Origin of the sequence: Cedecea lapagei (assembly GCF_900635955.1) — a bacterium.
In the GTDB taxonomy this organism is placed as follows: domain Bacteria; phylum Pseudomonadota; class Gammaproteobacteria; order Enterobacterales; family Enterobacteriaceae; genus Cedecea; species Cedecea lapagei.
Genome location: NZ_LR134201.1, coordinates 506,383 through 523,151, shown reverse-complemented (window position 1 = coordinate 523,151; position 16,769 = coordinate 506,383). Strand labels below are relative to the sequence as shown.

Annotated in this window: 14 protein-coding genes and 2 pseudogenes; 7 read left to right on the top strand and 9 right to left on the bottom strand. The window is 53.8% G+C overall.

The annotated features are described in order from the left end of the window. The first annotated feature begins 96 nt into the window (after window positions 1-96). Both phnE (EL098_RS02670) and phnE (EL098_RS02665) read left to right on the top strand, forming a co-directional pair. Window positions 97-966, top strand: a complete 870-nt coding sequence (gene phnE, locus EL098_RS02670) for a phosphonate ABC transporter, permease protein PhnE (RefSeq protein ID WP_408609095.1) — start codon at window positions 97-99, stop codon at window positions 964-966. After that, on the top strand, window positions 963-1,844 hold the full coding sequence (gene phnE / locus EL098_RS02665; protein WP_126354536.1) for a phosphonate ABC transporter, permease protein PhnE: 882 nt from the start codon (window positions 963-965) through the stop codon (window positions 1,842-1,844). The genes phnE (EL098_RS02670) and phnE (EL098_RS02665) overlap by 4 nt, the downstream gene beginning before the upstream one ends. A 42-nt stretch (window positions 1,845-1,886) precedes the next feature. Here the strand turns inward: phnE (EL098_RS02665) and EL098_RS02660 are convergent, their stop codons facing one another. The 5 genes from EL098_RS02660 to EL098_RS02640 all read right to left on the bottom strand — a co-directional run bounded on the left by EL098_RS02660 (window position 1,887) and on the right by EL098_RS02640 (window position 7,862). After that, entirely contained in the window at window positions 1,887-2,549 is a 663-nt protein-coding gene (locus tag EL098_RS02660; protein ID WP_126358339.1) for an HAD family hydrolase, read from the bottom strand. 172 nt (window positions 2,550-2,721) lie between these two features. Then, a complete protein-coding gene (ftsP, locus tag EL098_RS02655) occupies window positions 2,722-4,134 on the bottom strand; it encodes a cell division protein FtsP (protein ID WP_126354535.1) in 1,413 nt (470 codons plus the stop codon). Window positions 4,135-4,196: 62 nt separating this feature from the next. Beyond that, entirely contained in the window at window positions 4,197-4,952 is a 756-nt protein-coding gene (locus EL098_RS02650; RefSeq protein WP_126354534.1) for a 1-acylglycerol-3-phosphate O-acyltransferase, read from the bottom strand. Window positions 4,953-5,042: 90 nt separating this feature from the next. Then, the gene (parC, locus tag EL098_RS02645) at window positions 5,043-7,313 is read right to left on the bottom strand and encodes a DNA topoisomerase IV subunit A (protein ID WP_126354533.1); all 2,271 of its coding nucleotides are present in this window, start codon (window positions 7,311-7,313) and stop codon (window positions 5,043-5,045) included. 147 nt (window positions 7,314-7,460) lie between these two features. Beyond that, window positions 7,461-7,862 (bottom strand): YgiW/YdeI family stress tolerance OB fold protein, encoded by a 402-nt coding sequence (locus EL098_RS02640; RefSeq protein WP_126354532.1) that lies wholly within the window; start codon window positions 7,860-7,862, stop codon window positions 7,461-7,463. A gap of 191 nt (window positions 7,863-8,053) precedes the next feature. Between EL098_RS02640 and qseB the strand changes: the two are divergent. From qseB to EL098_RS02615, 5 genes and pseudogenes are all read left to right on the top strand, one after another. Further along, a pseudogene (gene qseB, locus EL098_RS02635) lies at window positions 8,054-8,715 on the top strand (quorum sensing response regulator transcription factor QseB). After that, a pseudogene (gene qseC, locus EL098_RS02630) lies at window positions 8,709-10,071 on the top strand (quorum sensing histidine kinase QseC). The pseudogenes qseB and qseC overlap by 7 nt, the downstream one beginning before the upstream one ends. Window positions 10,072-10,187: 116 nt before the next feature. Continuing rightward, entirely contained in the window at window positions 10,188-10,769 is a 582-nt protein-coding gene (locus EL098_RS02625) for an NAD(P)H-dependent oxidoreductase (protein ID WP_126354531.1), read from the top strand. Between the two features lie 30 nt (window positions 10,770-10,799). Next, a complete protein-coding gene (locus EL098_RS02620) occupies window positions 10,800-11,117 on the top strand; it encodes a putative quinol monooxygenase (protein WP_126354530.1) in 318 nt (105 codons plus the stop codon). A 211-nt stretch (window positions 11,118-11,328) separates the two neighbouring features. Then, window positions 11,329-12,171 carry a hypothetical protein gene (locus tag EL098_RS02615; RefSeq protein WP_126354529.1) on the top strand — a complete coding sequence of 281 codons (843 nt, stop codon included), beginning with the start codon at window positions 11,329-11,331 and terminating at the stop codon, window positions 12,169-12,171. Window positions 12,172-12,202: 31 nt separating this feature from the next. Here the strand turns inward: EL098_RS02615 and EL098_RS02610 are convergent, their stop codons facing one another. The 4 genes from EL098_RS02610 to EL098_RS02595 all read right to left on the bottom strand — a co-directional run bounded on the left by EL098_RS02610 (window position 12,203) and on the right by EL098_RS02595 (window position 16,331). Further along, window positions 12,203-14,314, bottom strand: coding sequence for a peptidase domain-containing ABC transporter (locus EL098_RS02610; protein ID WP_126354528.1), 2,112 nt, complete (start codon window positions 14,312-14,314; stop codon window positions 12,203-12,205). Continuing rightward, entirely contained in the window at window positions 14,307-15,590 is a 1,284-nt protein-coding gene (locus EL098_RS02605; protein ID WP_126354527.1) for an HlyD family secretion protein, read from the bottom strand. The genes EL098_RS02610 and EL098_RS02605 overlap by 8 nt, the downstream gene beginning before the upstream one ends. Window positions 15,591-15,744: 154 nt before the next feature. After that, complete coding sequence (locus EL098_RS02600; protein WP_126354526.1) at window positions 15,745-16,017, bottom strand: hypothetical protein; 273 nt, start codon at window positions 16,015-16,017, stop codon at window positions 15,745-15,747. Between the two features lie 77 nt (window positions 16,018-16,094). Continuing rightward, complete coding sequence (locus EL098_RS02595; RefSeq protein ID WP_126354525.1) at window positions 16,095-16,331, bottom strand: hypothetical protein; 237 nt, start codon at window positions 16,329-16,331, stop codon at window positions 16,095-16,097. Window positions 16,332-16,769: the final 438 nt, after the last annotated feature.

The following is a 16,769-nucleotide window of genomic DNA, read 5'->3' as shown; positions in this document are numbered from 1 at the left end:
CAACGCCGCATAAAAATCGCACCCCGGCGGCCTGTCAGGGTGCTTTTTTATCAGGACGGGGCGACCCGTCACCGGAAACAAACCGGATAATAAGTGATGATGTTGAATACGGATTTTGAGCGTTACTATCACCAGGTCAGAATGCGCCAGAAGCGCGACACCCTGATTTGGTCCCTGCTGCTGGTAGGCCTCTACCTTACCGCCGGTCATATCGCTGAATTTAGCCTGACCACCATCTGGCACTCTCTGCCAAACTTCTTCGACTATATGTTCGAAACCCTGCCGACGCTGCACCTGCCGGTTCTGCTGGCCGACGTCCACACCAAAGGTTCGCTGGCCTACTGGGGCTATCGCCTCCCCATTCAGCTACCGCTGATCTGGGAAACTCTGCAGCTGGCGCTGGCTTCAACGCTGATTTCTACCTGTATAGCCGCCGTGCTGGCGTTTCTTGCCGCCGGCAATACCTGGACGCCCCCAGCCGTACGCTTCGGCGTTCGCGCATCGGTTGCCTTTCTGAGAACCATGCCGGAACTGGCGTGGGCGGTCATGTTCGTGATGGCTTTCGGCATCGGCGCCATTCCGGGATTCCTGGCGCTGGCGCTGCACACTATTGGCAGCCTGACCAAGCTGTTTTATGAAGCGATAGAAAGCGCCTCTGACAAACCGGTACGCGGGCTCGTGGCCTGCGGCGCTTCGCCGCTTCAGCGCGTTCGCTTTGCCCTTTGGCCGCAGGTGAAGCCCATTTTCCTCTCCTACAGCTTTATGCGTTTTGAGATTAACTTCCGCTCCTCCACCATTCTCGGCCTCGTGGGCGCAGGTGGCATAGGCCAGGAGCTGATGACCAACATTAAACTCGACCGCTACGACCAGGTCAGCATCACGCTGCTGCTGATTATCGTGGTGGTTTCCATCCTCGATGTTCTGTCCGGCAGGCTGCGCCGCTGGGTTCTGGAGGGGAAAAAATGAGTATTTCGCAGGCAACACCGGATATCGCCAAAAGCCGCGAACAGCACCGCGATCTCTACCGCATGCAGGGGCGCTACCTGCGCCACATCGGGCTACTGGGCGCCGCCATCCTTGGCTATTACATCTGGTTCTTCTTCACCTTCGGCATCGACGCCGGGCAAATCCTCAACGGCATGGCTCAGCTGGGACGCTATTTCCTGCGCATGTTTGTCTGGCATGATTTTATTAACTGGCCGTTCGCCTATTACTTCTCACAAATTGCCATTACGCTCGCCATCGTTTTCGCAGGCACGTTGACGGCCACGGTGCTGGCGCTGCTGCTGTCGTTCTTTGCCGCCCGCAATATCATGCAGGGCCCGGTAGCGCGAATCGTCGCGCTGCTGGTACGCCGCCTGTTTGACCTTCTGCGCGGCGTGGACATGGCTATTTGGGGGCTGATTTTCGTCCGCGCAGTTGGGCTTGGCCCTCTCGCGGGCGTACTGGCTATTGTGATGCAGGATACCGGGCTGCTGGGCAGGCTGTACGCCGAAGGTCATGAGGCGGTAGATCGCTCTCCGAGCCGGGGATTAACCGCCGTCGGCGCGGCGGGTATTCAGAAGCACCGCTTCGGGATCTTCACTCAGTCGTTCCCGGCGTTCCTCTCTCTCAGCCTGTATCAGATTGAATCCAACACCCGCTCTGCGGCAGTGCTGGGCTTTGTCGGAGCGGGCGGTGTAGGCCTGGTGTACGCCGAGAACATGCGGCTGTGGAACTGGGACGTGGTGATGTTTATCACGCTGATTCTGGTCTGCGTGGTGATGGCGATGGATGCTATTTCGGCCTGGCTGCGCCGCCGCTATATCACCGGCAAACCGGTGCCGCTGTACTCTCCACGGTAACTTCTCAGGCGGGGGTGCGGTCCTGACCGTTCCCCGCTCACGCTATAAAGCCCAGCTCAGCGTTTGCCAGCCGTAGCGTGCGCCCTGCGCCGCAAGCTTCTGGCAAGGATTCACCATCAATACCCGGTCGGCCTCCAGACACAGCGGTAGATCGTTAATCGAGTCGGTATAAAACGTCAGCTCCCCGCTGTACTCCGGATTCACCTGCAGCCACTCCTTCAGGCGGGTAATTTTCCCGCTCTGGTAGCTCGGCACGCCGCTTATCACGCTGGTATACGCGTTATTGCCGGTCACCAGGTCGATGCCTATCGCGTGTTTAATACCCAGTCGTGGAGCAATGGCCTTCACCAGCAGGCTGACGGACGCAGAGATAATCATCATCTGCTGACCCTGAGCGTGCAATTGCTCAATCAGGCGCTTCGCCTCCGGGTAAACCTTCGGCAGAACATCGGTTTCGACGCAGCGGGCCACAAGTGCGTCTACATCGGCAATCGTCATCCCGGCCAGCGGCGCCAGCGTCACGCCAACGTATTCGTGAATGTTCATTTCGCCCCGCTGGTAGTCGAGCATCAGCTTGTGCTCTTTGGCCAGATAATCAGGGTCTTTTATCAGCCCTTCGCGGGAAAGGAAACGGCTCCAGAGAGTGCTGCAGTCGGCGTCTATCAGGGTGTGGTCGAGGTCAAAAACGTAAAGCGGGCTGGGCATGTTCATTTCTCATTTCAGCGAAGAGGTCGTCGGAAAGCTTAGCGCATGACCCGGCGAACAAGGATTTCCTTTTCCTTTTGTCGCAGATATTAATGACAGCAACATGAATATACGCCGCCAATAATCCTGTCGCAGCAGCCCCCCGAGGGCGAGGGGCTGGCGCAGGAAAAAACTACGGCGCCGGCTGAACCAGCAGCTGACCGATAGAGCCGCGGTCGGCAAGCTCCAGCGTCTGGCTGGAGTACAGGAACGGGAAATGCTCCCATGACGGCTGCCCGAAGTAGACCAGCAGCTCCACCTGGCCGTCTATCCAGACGGTATCCTTCCAGCCGCGATCTTCGCCGAAGGGTGAAGCCCCGTTGACGTTACGTACCAGGAAACTAACGCCTTCAATGTGGAAAGACTGCGGCGTATCCGCGCGCACCGTCCAGCGCTCCCAGGTGCCCTGCTGGGTCTGGATATCGATACGCTTCATATCCCATAGCTGGCCGTTAATGCCCGGATCGTCGCCGAGCGTGATTTCGCGGCTGCGCGTTGGGTTGCCGCCAATAATCTCTTCCGGCAGCAGGCGCATCGGCAGCGTGTCGGTGACCAGCGGCAGCAGTCCCGTTGGGCGGAGCGTTAACACCAGCGTGGAGATCAAAATACTTGAAGGCTCAAAGAAGCCGCGAATGCGGTCCATAATCCCGGCAGCTTCGCCGGCGGTGATCGACACCTCTTTTCCTTCGGTCATGTCGATAAGGATTTCCCGACGCTCGCCGGGCGCCAGCGACAGCTGCTTGACGGAGACCGGCGCAGGCAGGAACCCCTGGTCGCTGGAAATCACCGCTATCGAGCGGCCATCGCTCATTTGCAGCTGATAGCGGCGCGAGTTTGATGCATTTAACAAACGCAGGCGTACCCAGCCCCGGGAAACCTCAACGTAAGGACTTTGCACCCCGTTAACCAACAGCGTATCGCCGACAAAACCGCCGCTGCCGGGCTCCTGGTACTCTGGCGCACCGAAGTTATCGAGCCGTTTATCCTGGATGATGATCGGGAAATCATCGACGCCGTAATGGTTAGGAATAGGCAGCGCTTTGCTGACCTCATCCTCAATCAACCACATCCCCGCGAGACCGTTGTAAACCTGCCTTGCGGTACGGTTTGGCGTATTGGCGTGATACCACAACGTTGCGGCACGCTGGCGAATAGGCAGCACTGGCGCCCAATCCACGTTAGGCGACATCATGCGTGCGGCACCGCCAATCAGCGGCCCCGGCACCTGCAGGCCAGCAATGGTCATCGCCACATTTTCCTGCAGACGGTTGCTGTAAATCATCTTCACGTCGTCACCGCTCCAGACGCGAATCGTTGGCCCCATATAACGCCCGTTGAAGCCCCAGACAGGGGCTTTCGCGCCGCCGGTAAATGCCCAGTGCGCGCGCTGCAACGTCAGGAATAGCGGCTGGCCGCGGCGAGACTCAAGAAGGGGGGGAACCGGTAAAGGTTGCTGCAGCCCTGCCGCGTTTGCCCTCAGCGGCACCGAGCTGGCACAAAGCGCAACTCCGGATGCCTGAATAAACTGACGCCGACTGAGTGACATAATTGCTCCATGTAAAACTGAATAACGAGGGGCGGTACAAACCGTACCGCCAAAGGCGGCGATCAGTGCGCCCGATTCTTTTCAATTTTGCCGGCGGCTTCGCGCGCGGCAACTTCCTGATTGAGTTCGTCGATTTTGGCCATCATCAGTTCACGACAGTCGGTGGCCAGCTTACGAACCTGATCTTTCCCATAGGCGCTGGTATCAACAGGCGGCAGCATTTCAACAATGACCAGGCCGTTGTTCCAGCGGTTCAGCTTGATTTTATGGCTGGTATTGGACACGCACACCGGAATAATCGGCACGCCGGCCGCAATCGCCGCATGAAACGCCCCGGTTTTAAACGGCAGCAGGCCGCGGCCACGGCTGCGGGTTCCCTCGGGGAACATCCAGATAGAGACTTTGCGCTTGCGGATCTGCTCAACAACCTGAGAAATGGTGCTGTGGGCTTTGGCCCGGTTGTCCCGGTCAATCAGCAGGTTACCCGTCAACCAGTAGAGCTGACCAAAAAACGGGATCCACACCAGGCTTTTTTTCCCGACGGTGACCGTTGGCGGCTGCACGATATTGGCCGCCGTCACCATATCGTAGTTGTTCTGATGGTTGCCGATGTATATCGCCGTTGGGTGGTGTTCAGCCCCGGCGGGGAGGCGGGTTTCTACCCTGAGGCCAAATACCGGCGCCAGGCGACCGAAAAGGTGCCCAAAGGTTGCCACATGGCGCGGATTACGCGGGCTAAACAGACAATAAATTGAGCCAAAGATGCATACCAGGATGCAGTAAATGACGACAATAATAAAACGGACAATCGCTAGCATAACTACCTCATGAGCCGAAGCCGGTGATCAGTATATCGGCTTTAGCGTAAAACACACCGGACGGCGGCAAGATCGCCGCCGTACCCCGGATTATTCCTCGCTGTCTCCAGCTCCAGCCCGCATTGGGGAGTCGACCTCTACACGGTCAATACGCTGCAGGCCACGCATTAACGTCCCGCGGCGGCCTCGCTCGCCGGTGATTTTCTGCAGCTCTTCAGGGCGCAGCTTAATTTTACGCTTACCGACGTGCAGGGTCAGCGTGCTCTGCGGCGGCAGGACGAACAGGTGCGCCAGCTTATCCTCACCCTTCGCCGCTTCGGCTGCCGGAATAGAGATAATTTTATTGCCCTTGCCTTTCGACAGCTCAGGTAAATCACTTACCGGGAACATCAGCATACGCCCGGCGGCGGTGATGGCCAGCAGCATGTCATCTGCGCTATGAATCTCCAGCGGCGGCAGGACATGTGCGTTGTCCGGCAGGGAAATAAGGGCTTTACCCGCCCGGTTACGCGATACAACATCGTTGAAGGTACAGACGAAGCCATAGCCTGCGTCCGAAGCCATCAGCAGCTTCTGATCGTCTGCGGCCATCAGAACATAGTCGACGGTCGCGCCCGGCGGCGGCGTAAGTTTGCCGGTTAAAGGCTCGCCCTGGCCACGAGCCGACGGCAGAGTGATAGGGTCAAGCGCGTAGCTTCTGCCCGTGGAGTCGATAAACGCCACGGGCTGGTTGCTCTTGCCTTTAGCAGAGCCAAGGTAGCTGTCACCGGCTTTGTAGTTCAGGCCTGGGGCATCGATATCGTGCCCTTTTGCGCTACGTACCCAGCCCATCTGCGACAGCACAATAGTCACAGGTTCAGACGGCACCATATCGTGCTCGCTCATCGCTTTCGCTTCGCCACGCTCATGCAGCGGGGAACGGCGATCGTCACCGTAGGTATCGGCGTCAGACTGCAGCTCTTTTTTCAGCAGGGTATTCATTTTACGCTCGGAGGCGAGAATGCCCTGCAGCTGATCGCGCTCTTTTTCCAGCTCGTTCTGCTCGCCGCGAATTTTCATCTCTTCCAGTTTGGCGAGATGGCGCAGTTTCAGCTCAAGGATCGCTTCGGCCTGGGTTTCGCTGATGCCAAAGCGCGACATCAGCGCGGGCTTCGGTTCGTCCTCGGTACGAATGATCTCAATCACTTCGTCGATATTGAGGAACGCCACCAGCAAACCTTCAAGGATATGCAGGCGCTTAAGGACTTTTTCCAGACGGTAGTTCAGGCGACGGCGCACCGTATCGCGACGGTAAACCAGCCACTCGCTGAGGATCTCCAGCAGGTTTTTCACCGCCGGGCGGCCGTCCAGGCCAATCATGTTCAGGTTAACGCGATAGCTTTTTTCCAGATCGGTGGTCGCGAAGAGGTGGTTCATCACCTGCTCGAGATCCACGCGGTTAGAACGAGGGACAATCACCAGCCGCGTCGGGTTCTCATGGTCCGACTCGTCGCGCAGGTCTTCCACCATTGGCAGCTTTTTCGCACGCATCTGGCTGGCAATCTGCTCCAGTACGCGAGCGCCCGACACCTGGTGAGGCAGCGCGGTAATAACAACATCACCGTCTTCTTTACGCCACACCGCACGCATACGGACGGAGCCACGCCCGTTCTGATAAATTTTGCGGATGTCCTCACGCGGCGTAATGATCTCCGCCTCGGTCGGATAATCCGGGCCGTGAACGATATCCAGCAGGCTGTCGAGCGTGGTTTTGGGCTGGTCAATCAGAGTAATGGCGGCCTGGGCAACCTCACGCAGGTTGTGAGGAGGAATGTCGGTGGCCATGCCCACGGCGATGCCGGTCGTCCCGTTAAGCAGGATGTTCGGTAAACGCGCAGGCAGCATCTTCGGCTCCTGCAGCGTGCCATCAAAGTTCGGGATGTAATCTACCGTCCCCTGGCCGAGCTCTCCGAGCAGCAGCTCAGCATATTTCGACAGGCGGGATTCGGTATAACGCATCGCGGCAAAGGACTTAGGATCGTCCGGCGCGCCCCAGTTCCCCTGCCCGTCCACCAGCGGATAACGGTAAGAGAACGGCTGCGCCATCAGCACCATCGCTTCATAACAGGCGCTGTCGCCGTGCGGATGGTATTTACCCAGCACATCACCCACGGTACGGGCAGATTTTTTGAATTTTGCGCTGGCGTTTAGCCCCAGCTCTGACATCGCATATACGATTCGACGCTGAACCGGCTTCAGCCCGTCGCCGATAAACGGCAGGGCACGGTCCATGATGACGTACATGGAGTAGTTGAGATACGCATTTTCCGTGAATTCGTGCAGCGCAAGACGCTCAGCACCATCATGAGTCAAATCACTCATTGCTCATTCATCCTCAAACTGACGAGCCGATTGTGGCCACAATCGGCGTAATTGCCGCCGATAGTACCTTATCTGGCCTGTCGAGTCATAGCGATGAATAGCTTTATCCAAAGCGGCAGCACGGGAAGGCTTGCCGCTTTTTCGCCGTTACTTCAGTTTGTTAATTTGCTTCACGTCGATTTCAATCGAGTTCCAGTCTTTATCCACTTTACCCTGAATTTCAACGGTGTCCTGCGGGGTCACCGTTTGGCCGTTCCAGCGCTTATGACCGATATCCACGTTGATGCTATCGGTCGCGTCGCGGAAGATGTAGTCATCGCCACCTATGCGCTGCTCAATTTTGCCGGTCAGCGTGACCCAGGTGTCATCAGAGAGTGTTTTAGCCTGCTTCACGGTGGTTTTACTCCCCGCCGGACCGACGAAGCCGCCCTGCTCTGCCGGCTGCGTTTGCCCGGGCGCATTTGGATCAACAAAGCCGCCGGTTTGTGCGGCAAACAGAGGGGCGGAGGTAAGGGCGATGATGGCGAACAATGCAGCAGTCTTTTTCATAATATGATTCTCCTTATGTTTCTCAGCGCCCAGTAAAACGCCCAAATCTTAGCGGGATCTTAATTCCTGCGGCAGAAACGGTTTTTATTCTGCCTTTGCGGCCCTGACCGAATAGCCGGGCTTTTCTGCTGTACAGACAGGAAGTTCGGGTATTTACTTCAAGCCTTAACGGCAGCAACAAGGAGTGCGCCATGCGCCTGTTATTAATTGAGGACGATCCGCTGATTGGCGACGGCATCAAAGCCGGCCTGGTGAAAATGGGGTTTGCGGTGGACTGGTTTAGCGAAGGCGAGCATGGGCGCGCCGCGCTCGGTCAGGCGCCTTACGACGCCGTGGTGCTGGATCTTAGCCTGCCGGTATGGATGGCCTGGACATTCTTCGCCGCTGGCGAAAAGAGGGGCACAACGAACCGGTGCTGATTTTAACCGCCAGAGACTCGCTGGACGAGCGTATTGAAGGGCTCCAGCTTGGCGCAGACGACTACCTCTGCAAGCCTTTTGCCCTTGCCGAAGTGGCCGTTCGCCTGCAGGTGCTTATCCGCCGGGCTCACGGCCACGCCCAACCTGAACTGACCTACGGTAGCGTCGTGCTCTCCCCGACAAACCTCACCGCCACGCTCAACGGTGAAGCCCTGCTGCTCAAACCCAAAGAGTTTGCCCTGCTCGAGCTGCTCATGCGCAACGCCGGGCGCGTACTGCCGCGCACCTTAATCGAGGAAAAAATCTATAACTGGGATGATGAGGTGTCACGCAACGCCCTTGAAGTTCACATCCACCATCTTCGCAAAAAACTCGGCAGCCGTTTTATTCGCACCGTGCACGGTATCGGCTATACCCTGGGTGATGCATGCTGAGGACGCTGACCAAAAGCCTGCGCACGCGCCTGACTGCGGGCTTTATCGTGCTTACCCTTGCCGCCGCCGCCTTTGCCAGCATCGCCGCGTGGTACGAGGCGCGAAAATCATTAAACAAGCTTTTTGACACCCAGCAACTGCTGTTTGCCAAGCGGTTAAGCGTGCTGGATTTTGACGTCGCAACAAACGCGGAATCACAGCTTCCTCGCAGTAAAAACATGCTGAAAAAGCATCGCGGTAAGCTTGATGATGACACGCTCGCCTTCGCCATTTTCACGGCGGACGGCAGGCTGGTTCTCAATGACGGCGATAGCGGCAAGGGGCTGACCTACTCCTGGCACAGAGACGGGTTCGTGGATGGGCAGCTGGAGCACGATGACGATTCTGTGGCGGCTGGTGTGGCTGACAACGCCGGACGGCCGCTTCCGCATTGTGGTCGGCCAGGAGTGGGACTACAGAAACGATATGGCTCTGGATATCGTTTCTGCCCAGTTAACGCCCTGGCTCATCGCGCTGCCGCTGATGCTGGTCTTGCTGATCTGGCTAGTCAGTACCGAACTTGCTCCGCTGCGTAAACTGGCGCAAAAGCTACAGCACCGTCCGCCGGGCGACAACAGCAGGCTGCCGACGGAAACTCTGCCGCTGGAGGTCAGGCCGCTGGTCGAAGCTTTAAACCAGCTGTTCGACCGTACAGAAGCTTTTATGCAGCGGGAGCGACGCTTTACCTCTGATGCAGCCCACGAACTCCGCAGCCCGCTGGCCGCCCTGAAGGTACAGGCAGAGGTGGCCCAGCTGGCAGAAAATGACGTTCAGGTCAGAGATCGGGCGCTCTTTCACCTTCACCAGGGCATTGACCGCACCTCACGTGTTGTTGAACAGTTGCTCACGCTGTCGCGGCTGGATTCTCTGGCCGAACTCCACGATCTGCAGGAGGTCTCTCTGCAGAACCTGCTGCAGGAAAGCGTGATGGAAGCCTGGCATGGCGCTCAGCGTGAAGATATCGACATTCGCCTGCATCTGCAGGCGCAGCCGGTGATTCGCCGCGGTCAGCCGCTTCTGCTCGGCGTCATGCTGCGTAACATCCTTGATAACGCCGTTCGCTACAGCCCGGCCGGCAGTATTGTGAATGTCGTTTTACGCGAACATACCCTGGAGGTTATCGATAATGGACCGGGCGTGAATCCTGAGCACCTGACATCGCTTGGCGAGCGCTTCTTCCGCCCACCGGGGCAGCTTAAAACCGGCAGCGGGCTTGGGTTATCTATCGTTAGCCGAATTGCCGCTTTGCACGGTATGCAGGCCATATTCGCTAACGCGGAACAAGGGGGATTCAGGGTTTGCATCCGCTGGCCCTGACCGTTTTTCATTCGATTATTGCCTGTAGAGCAAAAGTCTTTGCACATTTTAGCCATTTTTTCGTGATATCGATCTCATTACAATGGCAGGCAAACGTAATGCATTAAGGGCTAACGATGAGCAATATTCTGATTATCAACGGCGGTAAAAAATTCGGTCACTCTAACGGCCAGCTTAACGACACCCTGACTGAAGTCGCGGAAAGCTATTTGCGCGACCTCGGGCATGATGTTCAGGTGACCCGCGCGGACAGTGAATACGACGTTAAGGCGGAAGTTGAGAAGTTTCTCTGGGCAGACAGCATCATCTGGCAGATGCCAGGCTGGTGGATGGGTGCCCCGTGGACGGTGAAAAAATACATCGACGATGTGTTCACGGAAGGCCACGGCTCCCTGTACGCAAGCGACGGTCGTACCCGTTCAGATGCCACTAAAAAGTATGGTTCTGGCGGCCTGATTCAGGGCAAAACCTACATGTTGTCTCTGACCTGGAACGCGCCTTTAGAAGCGTTTACGGAAAAAGATCAGTTCTTCCACGGCGTGGGCGTTGACGGCGTCTATCTTCCGTTCCACAAGGCGAACCAGTTCTTGGGTATGGAAGGTCTGCCAACCTTTATCGCCAACGACGTGATCAAATCGCCTGATGTGCCACATTATGTAGCAGAATATCGCAAGCATCTGGCTGCTATTTTTGCTTAACTGTTGGCCGGACAACATAAGGAGTTAGTCATGCTGACAGTGATTGCAGAAATTCGCACTCGTCCTGGTTCGCATCATCGCCAGGCGGTAATTGCAGCGTTTGAGAAGATTATTCCCACCGTGCTGCAGGAAGAGGGCTGCCACGGCTACGCGCCGCTGGTCGATCACAACGCGCAGGTTGCGTTCCAGACCACCGCACCGGATTCCATCTTTATGCTGGAGAAATGGGAAAGCGTTGCGCATCTGGAAGCCCACCTCCAGACTCCCCATATGAAAGAGCACAGCGTCCGTGTTAAAGACGATGTGCTGGAAGTTCATATCCGTATTCTGGAAGAAGCCGTTAAATAACTGGCTTTAAAGAATATAAAAAGGATAGCTCAGGCTATCCTTTTTTCATGTTGGCCTCTTTCACCCGCCCCCCTTCACGCAGATAAATAAACCCCATTATTAATATACTTATCTCTTTAACATTCAGCATATTCCCTATTTAATTCGCTTTTTGCCGGCCAGCAACAGTGATAAGATTTCAACCCAGATCATTCCAGGGAGGAAATAATCAATGAAGATTACCGATCGTGACAAAATAATTTCCACGTTATTGCAGCAAGCTCAGCACATTAAAAACACAACAGATGTTAATGAATTAATACTAATCCATGAGATGATGTTGAGCACCTTTTATTTAAAAAAACCGCTTTTTTACAAGATGATATTCAAGTTCTCTCGCTTTTCCAGCGTCGCGTCGATCTACAGCATTTATTACAGCATGCCCCATGCAACCTTAAAAAACGTTAAAGATTTCATCCTCAGGCAAGACAAATCGATCAGCATTAACACCCTCAACTCCCTCTTGATTCAGCTTCGTGTTTCAGGCCGGCTGGAAATATACCGAAATGAAAAAAACAGACGTGAAAATTTATATCGACCCTCATTAAAATCAATACAGGAAGTCTACGATCTTATCCAGACCATGCTGAAACCCTATCGGATACTGAACCGGGAGCCCTACAGCCAGCACGAAAACAGCGCGGAGGAAATGATCCCGTCATTTTTTTCACGTTACAGCCATCTCGTTCTTAATCATGTCGCGATAAGCGAACTCCTGCCGGATGCCATTCTGTTTATTGAAAAAGATGCGGGCCATATGATTATGCTGATCCTTTATAAGGAATACCTCCAGCAGAACAGCTCGCGCATTATGCTGTCACATAAAAAAATTGCCACATACAGTCATGTCTCGCGCAGTCATGTTTGTGGTCTGTTAAAGGAAGCGCAGGCGGCAGGATTTGTCTCTCTGGAAAATAACCTTTTTATCGTATTGTCTGAGAAGTTTATTACCCTGTTCCGTGAATATTTCGTACTCTATATGGCACAGGTACTTTTTTGCGTCACCCAAGAATAACCAGGCCTGCTGATGCAGGCTCAGTCATTTATCAGGAAAGGCCTTCTGTTAAATCAATAACACGCTCAGCGCTGGCAATGGTGGACGGCCGGTGAGCAATAAAAATGCGGGTGATATTGAGCTCACGTATGGCTTGATTAATTCGGGATTCATTGTCCAAATCCAGATGGCTGGTCGCCTCATCAAGAAATAAAATGCCCGGTTGACGGTAAAGCGCCCGGGCAATAAGCAGGCGCTGTTTTTGCCCGCCAGAGAGATTTCCGCCCAGCTCGCCGATCAATGTTTCATATCCCATTGGCATCCTCATGATCTCCTCATGGATATTGCAGCTGACCGCGCAGGAGGTAATGCGTTCGTAGTCCTTATTCTCTTCAAAACTGCATATGTTTTCCGCAATCGATCCGGAAAACAGCTTATCGTCCTGCAGCACGCAGGCGATGCTCTGCCGATAATTGTTGAGCCCAAGAGTGTAAATGTCGATGCCGTTAAAATAGACATTCCCTTCCGTAGGCTTCAGCAGCCCACACATCACCTTCATAAGGGTAGTTTTTCCTACCCCGGAAGGGCCAATAATGGCTACGCTCTCCCCCGCTTTAACCTCGATGTTCAGATCGCTAAAAATCGGGCGAGAGAGCCTGTCATACTGGAAAGAGACTCTTTTCGCCTTAAAATCCGCAGCCTGGCTGGGCACACTCTGCCGTTTTTCAGCCACTTCCGGCTCAGGATCGGACAGCACAATATCGGCCACGCGCTCGTTGTGAAGCGAGAGTAAACGCATCTGCAGCAGGATATTGATAAGGCTTGAAGTGCGATCGGAAAACTGGCTGCGGTAAGCGTTAAAGGCGACAAACATCCCCAGCGTCATCCCCCCGTCAATGACCATAGAAGCACCGAGCCACAGGATGGTGATATGGTCGATAGCGCTAATAAAGTTTGCCAGCCCGCCAAACAAGAGATCCAGCTTGTTTGTTCTGATACGGGCATTGGTGGCATCAATATTCAGGTTAAGCCAGAATTTGGAGCGGAGTCCGGTTATCCCCAGAGCTTTAAGCGTCCCGACGCCATACAGCGTTTCCATAAAATGGGAGCCCACTTTTGCTTCTTTGACAATCTGCTCCTCTGACGCCTGACGATAGCGATGGTAGGTGGTGATGCGCAGTAGCATATAGAGCAAAGTAAAGCCGCAGACGATCCACACCAGCCAGCCGCCATACAGCAGCATCATAATAAAAACGCCAGTCGCAACGATAATATCGATGATGCAGGCGATCAGGCTATCCGTCAGCGTGGTGCGAATCACGTCCAGAGAGCCCAGGCGGGAGTGAATATCGCCCAGCTTACGCTTTTCAAAATAATCCAGCGGCAGCTTCATTAAGTGATCAAAAATGCCGGTTTTCCACTGAACATCTATCAGCGATGCCATCACCAACGACGACCATGCCCGCAGCGTACCGATAAAGGTCCGGCAGAGAATAAAGCACAGCAAACCAAGGCAAATCAGCGAAAGCAGGTGGTGATCTTCGGCAATGATCACGTGGTCCATAACCAGCTGCGTCCCCACCGGTATCAGCAGGTTTATCGACTCGATTAGCAGGCTAAAGCAGAAAATTTTACCGAGGAAGCCGCCGATGCCATTGATGTTATTCATCATATCCCGCAGGCGCATCTTGCTGCGGTTTTGCTGACGGGAGAAGCCTTTATCCGGCCAAAGCTCAAGGGCTACCCCGGTAAAATGACGGGAAAGCTCGGAGAGGCCAATCGCCCTTCTCCCGAAGGCAGGGTCGTGAATGATGAATTTGCCCCGCCGGGCGGAAACCAGCACCACGAAATGGCACATATCCCAGTGGAGAATACAGGGCGTTTTCAACTGGCAAACTTCATTAAGATCTAAAGATAAAGGGCGGCTCTTCAGATTTACCCGCTCTGCCACGTCAACCAGCGTGTTTAAGGTTGCTCCGTGTGAAGAGAGGCCAAACTGGTGACGTAGATTGAATAAATCGACATCCATTCCGTAATAGCGGCAGACCATCGTCAGGCAGGCCAGGCCACATTCTGCACTTTCCGTTTGCAGGATTTGCGGTACTTTTTTAATCAGGCCAAAATGCAGGCGATCGCGAATATAAGTGAATAAAGTGCTATCCATCTATGGGCCCCATGAGACTGCTGTGGATGTCATAAAACGGGGAGAGCATCCACTGGTACAGAGGGCGTTTCTCCATAAACACCATGGCCTGAGCTTTCATTCCCGTCGTTAACGTTAGCGATGAAAGACGCCTGTCGTGGCTAATATCCACGATAGCCTTATAGAAAGGCTGGGCAGCCCTGGTTTGCTGCGTCTGGGGGGAATTGCTGTAAGAGCTTAATTCCTGCGGCGAGGCCGGCACGCTGGAAATAGATAATATTTTCCCGGCAAACTGGCCGAATTTTTCAAACGGGAAAGCCTCGTAACGCACGTTGATATTATCCCCAACTTTCACGTACGGAATACTGCTGTCAGGAAGCCACAGCACCAGAAAATACCCCTGGCTCTCCGCAGGAACAATCTGGGCGAGGCTGTCCCCGATGTTGGTCATCTGCCCCTGGGTGACGCTCATGGATTCAACTTTCCCGTCAACCGGGGCGCTAACAAAAAGCGTCCCGGTTGCGTCCATTTCGGCAAGCCTGCGCTGAAGATCGCTGAGCTCGTAGCGGCGCTGCGAAATTTGATTATCGAAATCTGTCGCCCGGGTGAGCATGTCGCCCTTCAGGCTGGTGATTTGTAACCCCTGTTGGATCATCTGGCTGTTGAGATTCTGATATACGCTTTGCTGCTGGTAATAGAGGTAACGCTGGTTGGTCATTTGATCGCTATTTATCAAGCCCCGACGCTTATACTCGGCATAGTTGTCCATCGTCGATTTCATATCGATCATCCCTTTCTTCGCGCTCTCAACCAATTCCTTCGCGTGGCGATAGGCGCTCTCGTACTGAGCCAGCTGCTGAGTCATCTGCGACAGCGTGACTTCTTTATTCTCTTCCAGCTTCAGAATGATCCCTTTGATGATGTCCGTCTGCTGCTGGGTGGCGCGTAAGCTGTTTTCACTGACATTTCCCGAATGGGTCACCCGGGCAACGTCAATTTGATAGAGATAATCCCCTTTTTTTACCCGTTCGCCGGCCTGTTTCCAGCTATGGCTGATAAATCCCTGGCTGGGCGAAAAAACATTAACGGCACGAGGCAGGGAGGTCACCTCTCCCTGAACGTTTATTCTTCTTGTGTAATCACAGAAAATGATGACAAACAGCAAGACACTGATGAAGGCGAAGGTGATAAGAACAATAATCCACGCCGGATAGCGACCAATTAACAAGGCCTGTCCTAGCCAGCGTGTTTTAAAATTATCAATGGCTTCCTGGCGGAATAAACTTCTTTTTTCCATAGCAACCTGGCTTGATTCATTTTCTAAAAAACTGGTGGTATCAGCCAACAACGGTGCATAAAATAAAATCGGACACCAACGTATCCGATAAACATGCAATCAAAGACCACAAGAAATCTAAAAATATTCGTTAAAATTTAATAGCAACAATAAATCAGAGGCCAAATATTTTCTCGAACATACCGCCAATGCCCTTGCCAATACCGGAGCCAATGAATCCGCCAATAGCCTTACCGAGGCTGGAGCCAATATTACCCACAATAGAGGTGCCGATGACGGGCACAATAGAGCCAATTATCGACCCTACCGTCAATCCCACGGCGCCGCCCATGGCTCCCCCCATAAACTTCCCGGCTGAGTCCAGCGTATCCTGCACTACGCCAGCCCCGTTGACATACTCCATCTCAATCGTCGTTAGCTCTCGCATGTTCCCCTCCTGGATAGCCATAAGCCGCGTGCTTATGGCTATCGTCAGTGTGACTTAATGGGAAGAAGATAAATTATTTATTTTCTTCCGAAGATACCGCCAAACAAACCACCCACAATTGAAGTGATAATATTAACGCCGACTTCAACAACCTGGCCAATGCCGTTCCCTAATGCTTTACCCGCTTCTGTAGAGCCTTTAACGCCAGCGGCTTCAACAATAGCACCGATACCTTGACCTAAAGCTGTACCTGCATCGGTGATAATACCTGCGCCCGATACGTCCTTTAATTCATTGCCATTGAGTTCACGCATGTCATTCTCCTTATGTAGACATAAAAATATCAATTACTGCCCTGTATTTTCATACTCTTTAATTTTACATATAGCGTCGACGGTTCTTCAACGGGATAACCTGAATGATTCAGAGTTCGTACAAATGTAACAAAGAGTTTTAAAAAAGGAGGAGGATCACTTTCTGATATATTTAAGCGACGGAAGGACAAAGCGACAGGAAAAATAGAAGTCAGAATAATTTTAATCGCAACTAAACAAATTAATGACACCCCTCAGAGGATCCTTAATTACCCCCAAAAGCGGAATAATAAAAGATATGAGGAAATAGTCATGGCGACCAGCAGACAAAACGTCTCTTCTGTCAGCCTACGGCGGCCGATATTCTTAATTTGTTGTGGCGAAAAAAAAGCAAAGGGTTTCCCCTTTGCTTGATGGCTCATCCTTTCCCTGGAAGCT

Coding starts and splice junctions, on each gene's coding strand:
- phnE (WP_408609095.1), top strand. CDS start 97: ATGATGTTGAATACGGATTTTGAGCGTTACTATCACCAGGTCAGAATG.
- phnE (WP_126354536.1), top strand. CDS start 963: ATGAGTATTTCGCAGGCAACACCGGATATCGCCAAAAGCCGCGAACAG.
- EL098_RS02660 (WP_126358339.1), bottom strand. CDS start 2,549: ATGCCCAGCCCGCTTTACGTTTTTGACCTCGACCACACCCTGATAGAC.
- ftsP (WP_126354535.1), bottom strand. CDS start 4,134: ATGTCACTCAGTCGGCGTCAGTTTATTCAGGCATCCGGAGTTGCGCTT.
- EL098_RS02650 (WP_126354534.1), bottom strand. CDS start 4,952: ATGCTAGCGATTGTCCGTTTTATTATTGTCGTCATTTACTGCATCCTG.
- parC (WP_126354533.1), bottom strand. CDS start 7,313: ATGAGTGATTTGACTCATGATGGTGCTGAGCGTCTTGCGCTGCACGAA.
- EL098_RS02640 (WP_126354532.1), bottom strand. CDS start 7,862: ATGAAAAAGACTGCTGCATTGTTCGCCATCATCGCCCTTACCTCCGCC.
- EL098_RS02625 (WP_126354531.1), top strand. CDS start 10,188: ATGAGCAATATTCTGATTATCAACGGCGGTAAAAAATTCGGTCACTCT.
- EL098_RS02620 (WP_126354530.1), top strand. CDS start 10,800: ATGCTGACAGTGATTGCAGAAATTCGCACTCGTCCTGGTTCGCATCAT.
- EL098_RS02615 (WP_126354529.1), top strand. CDS start 11,329: ATGAAGATTACCGATCGTGACAAAATAATTTCCACGTTATTGCAGCAA.
- EL098_RS02610 (WP_126354528.1), bottom strand. CDS start 14,314: ATGGATAGCACTTTATTCACTTATATTCGCGATCGCCTGCATTTTGGC.
- EL098_RS02605 (WP_126354527.1), bottom strand. CDS start 15,590: ATGGAAAAAAGAAGTTTATTCCGCCAGGAAGCCATTGATAATTTTAAA.
- EL098_RS02600 (WP_126354526.1), bottom strand. CDS start 16,017: ATGCGAGAGCTAACGACGATTGAGATGGAGTATGTCAACGGGGCTGGC.
- EL098_RS02595 (WP_126354525.1), bottom strand. CDS start 16,331: ATGCGTGAACTCAATGGCAATGAATTAAAGGACGTATCGGGCGCAGGT.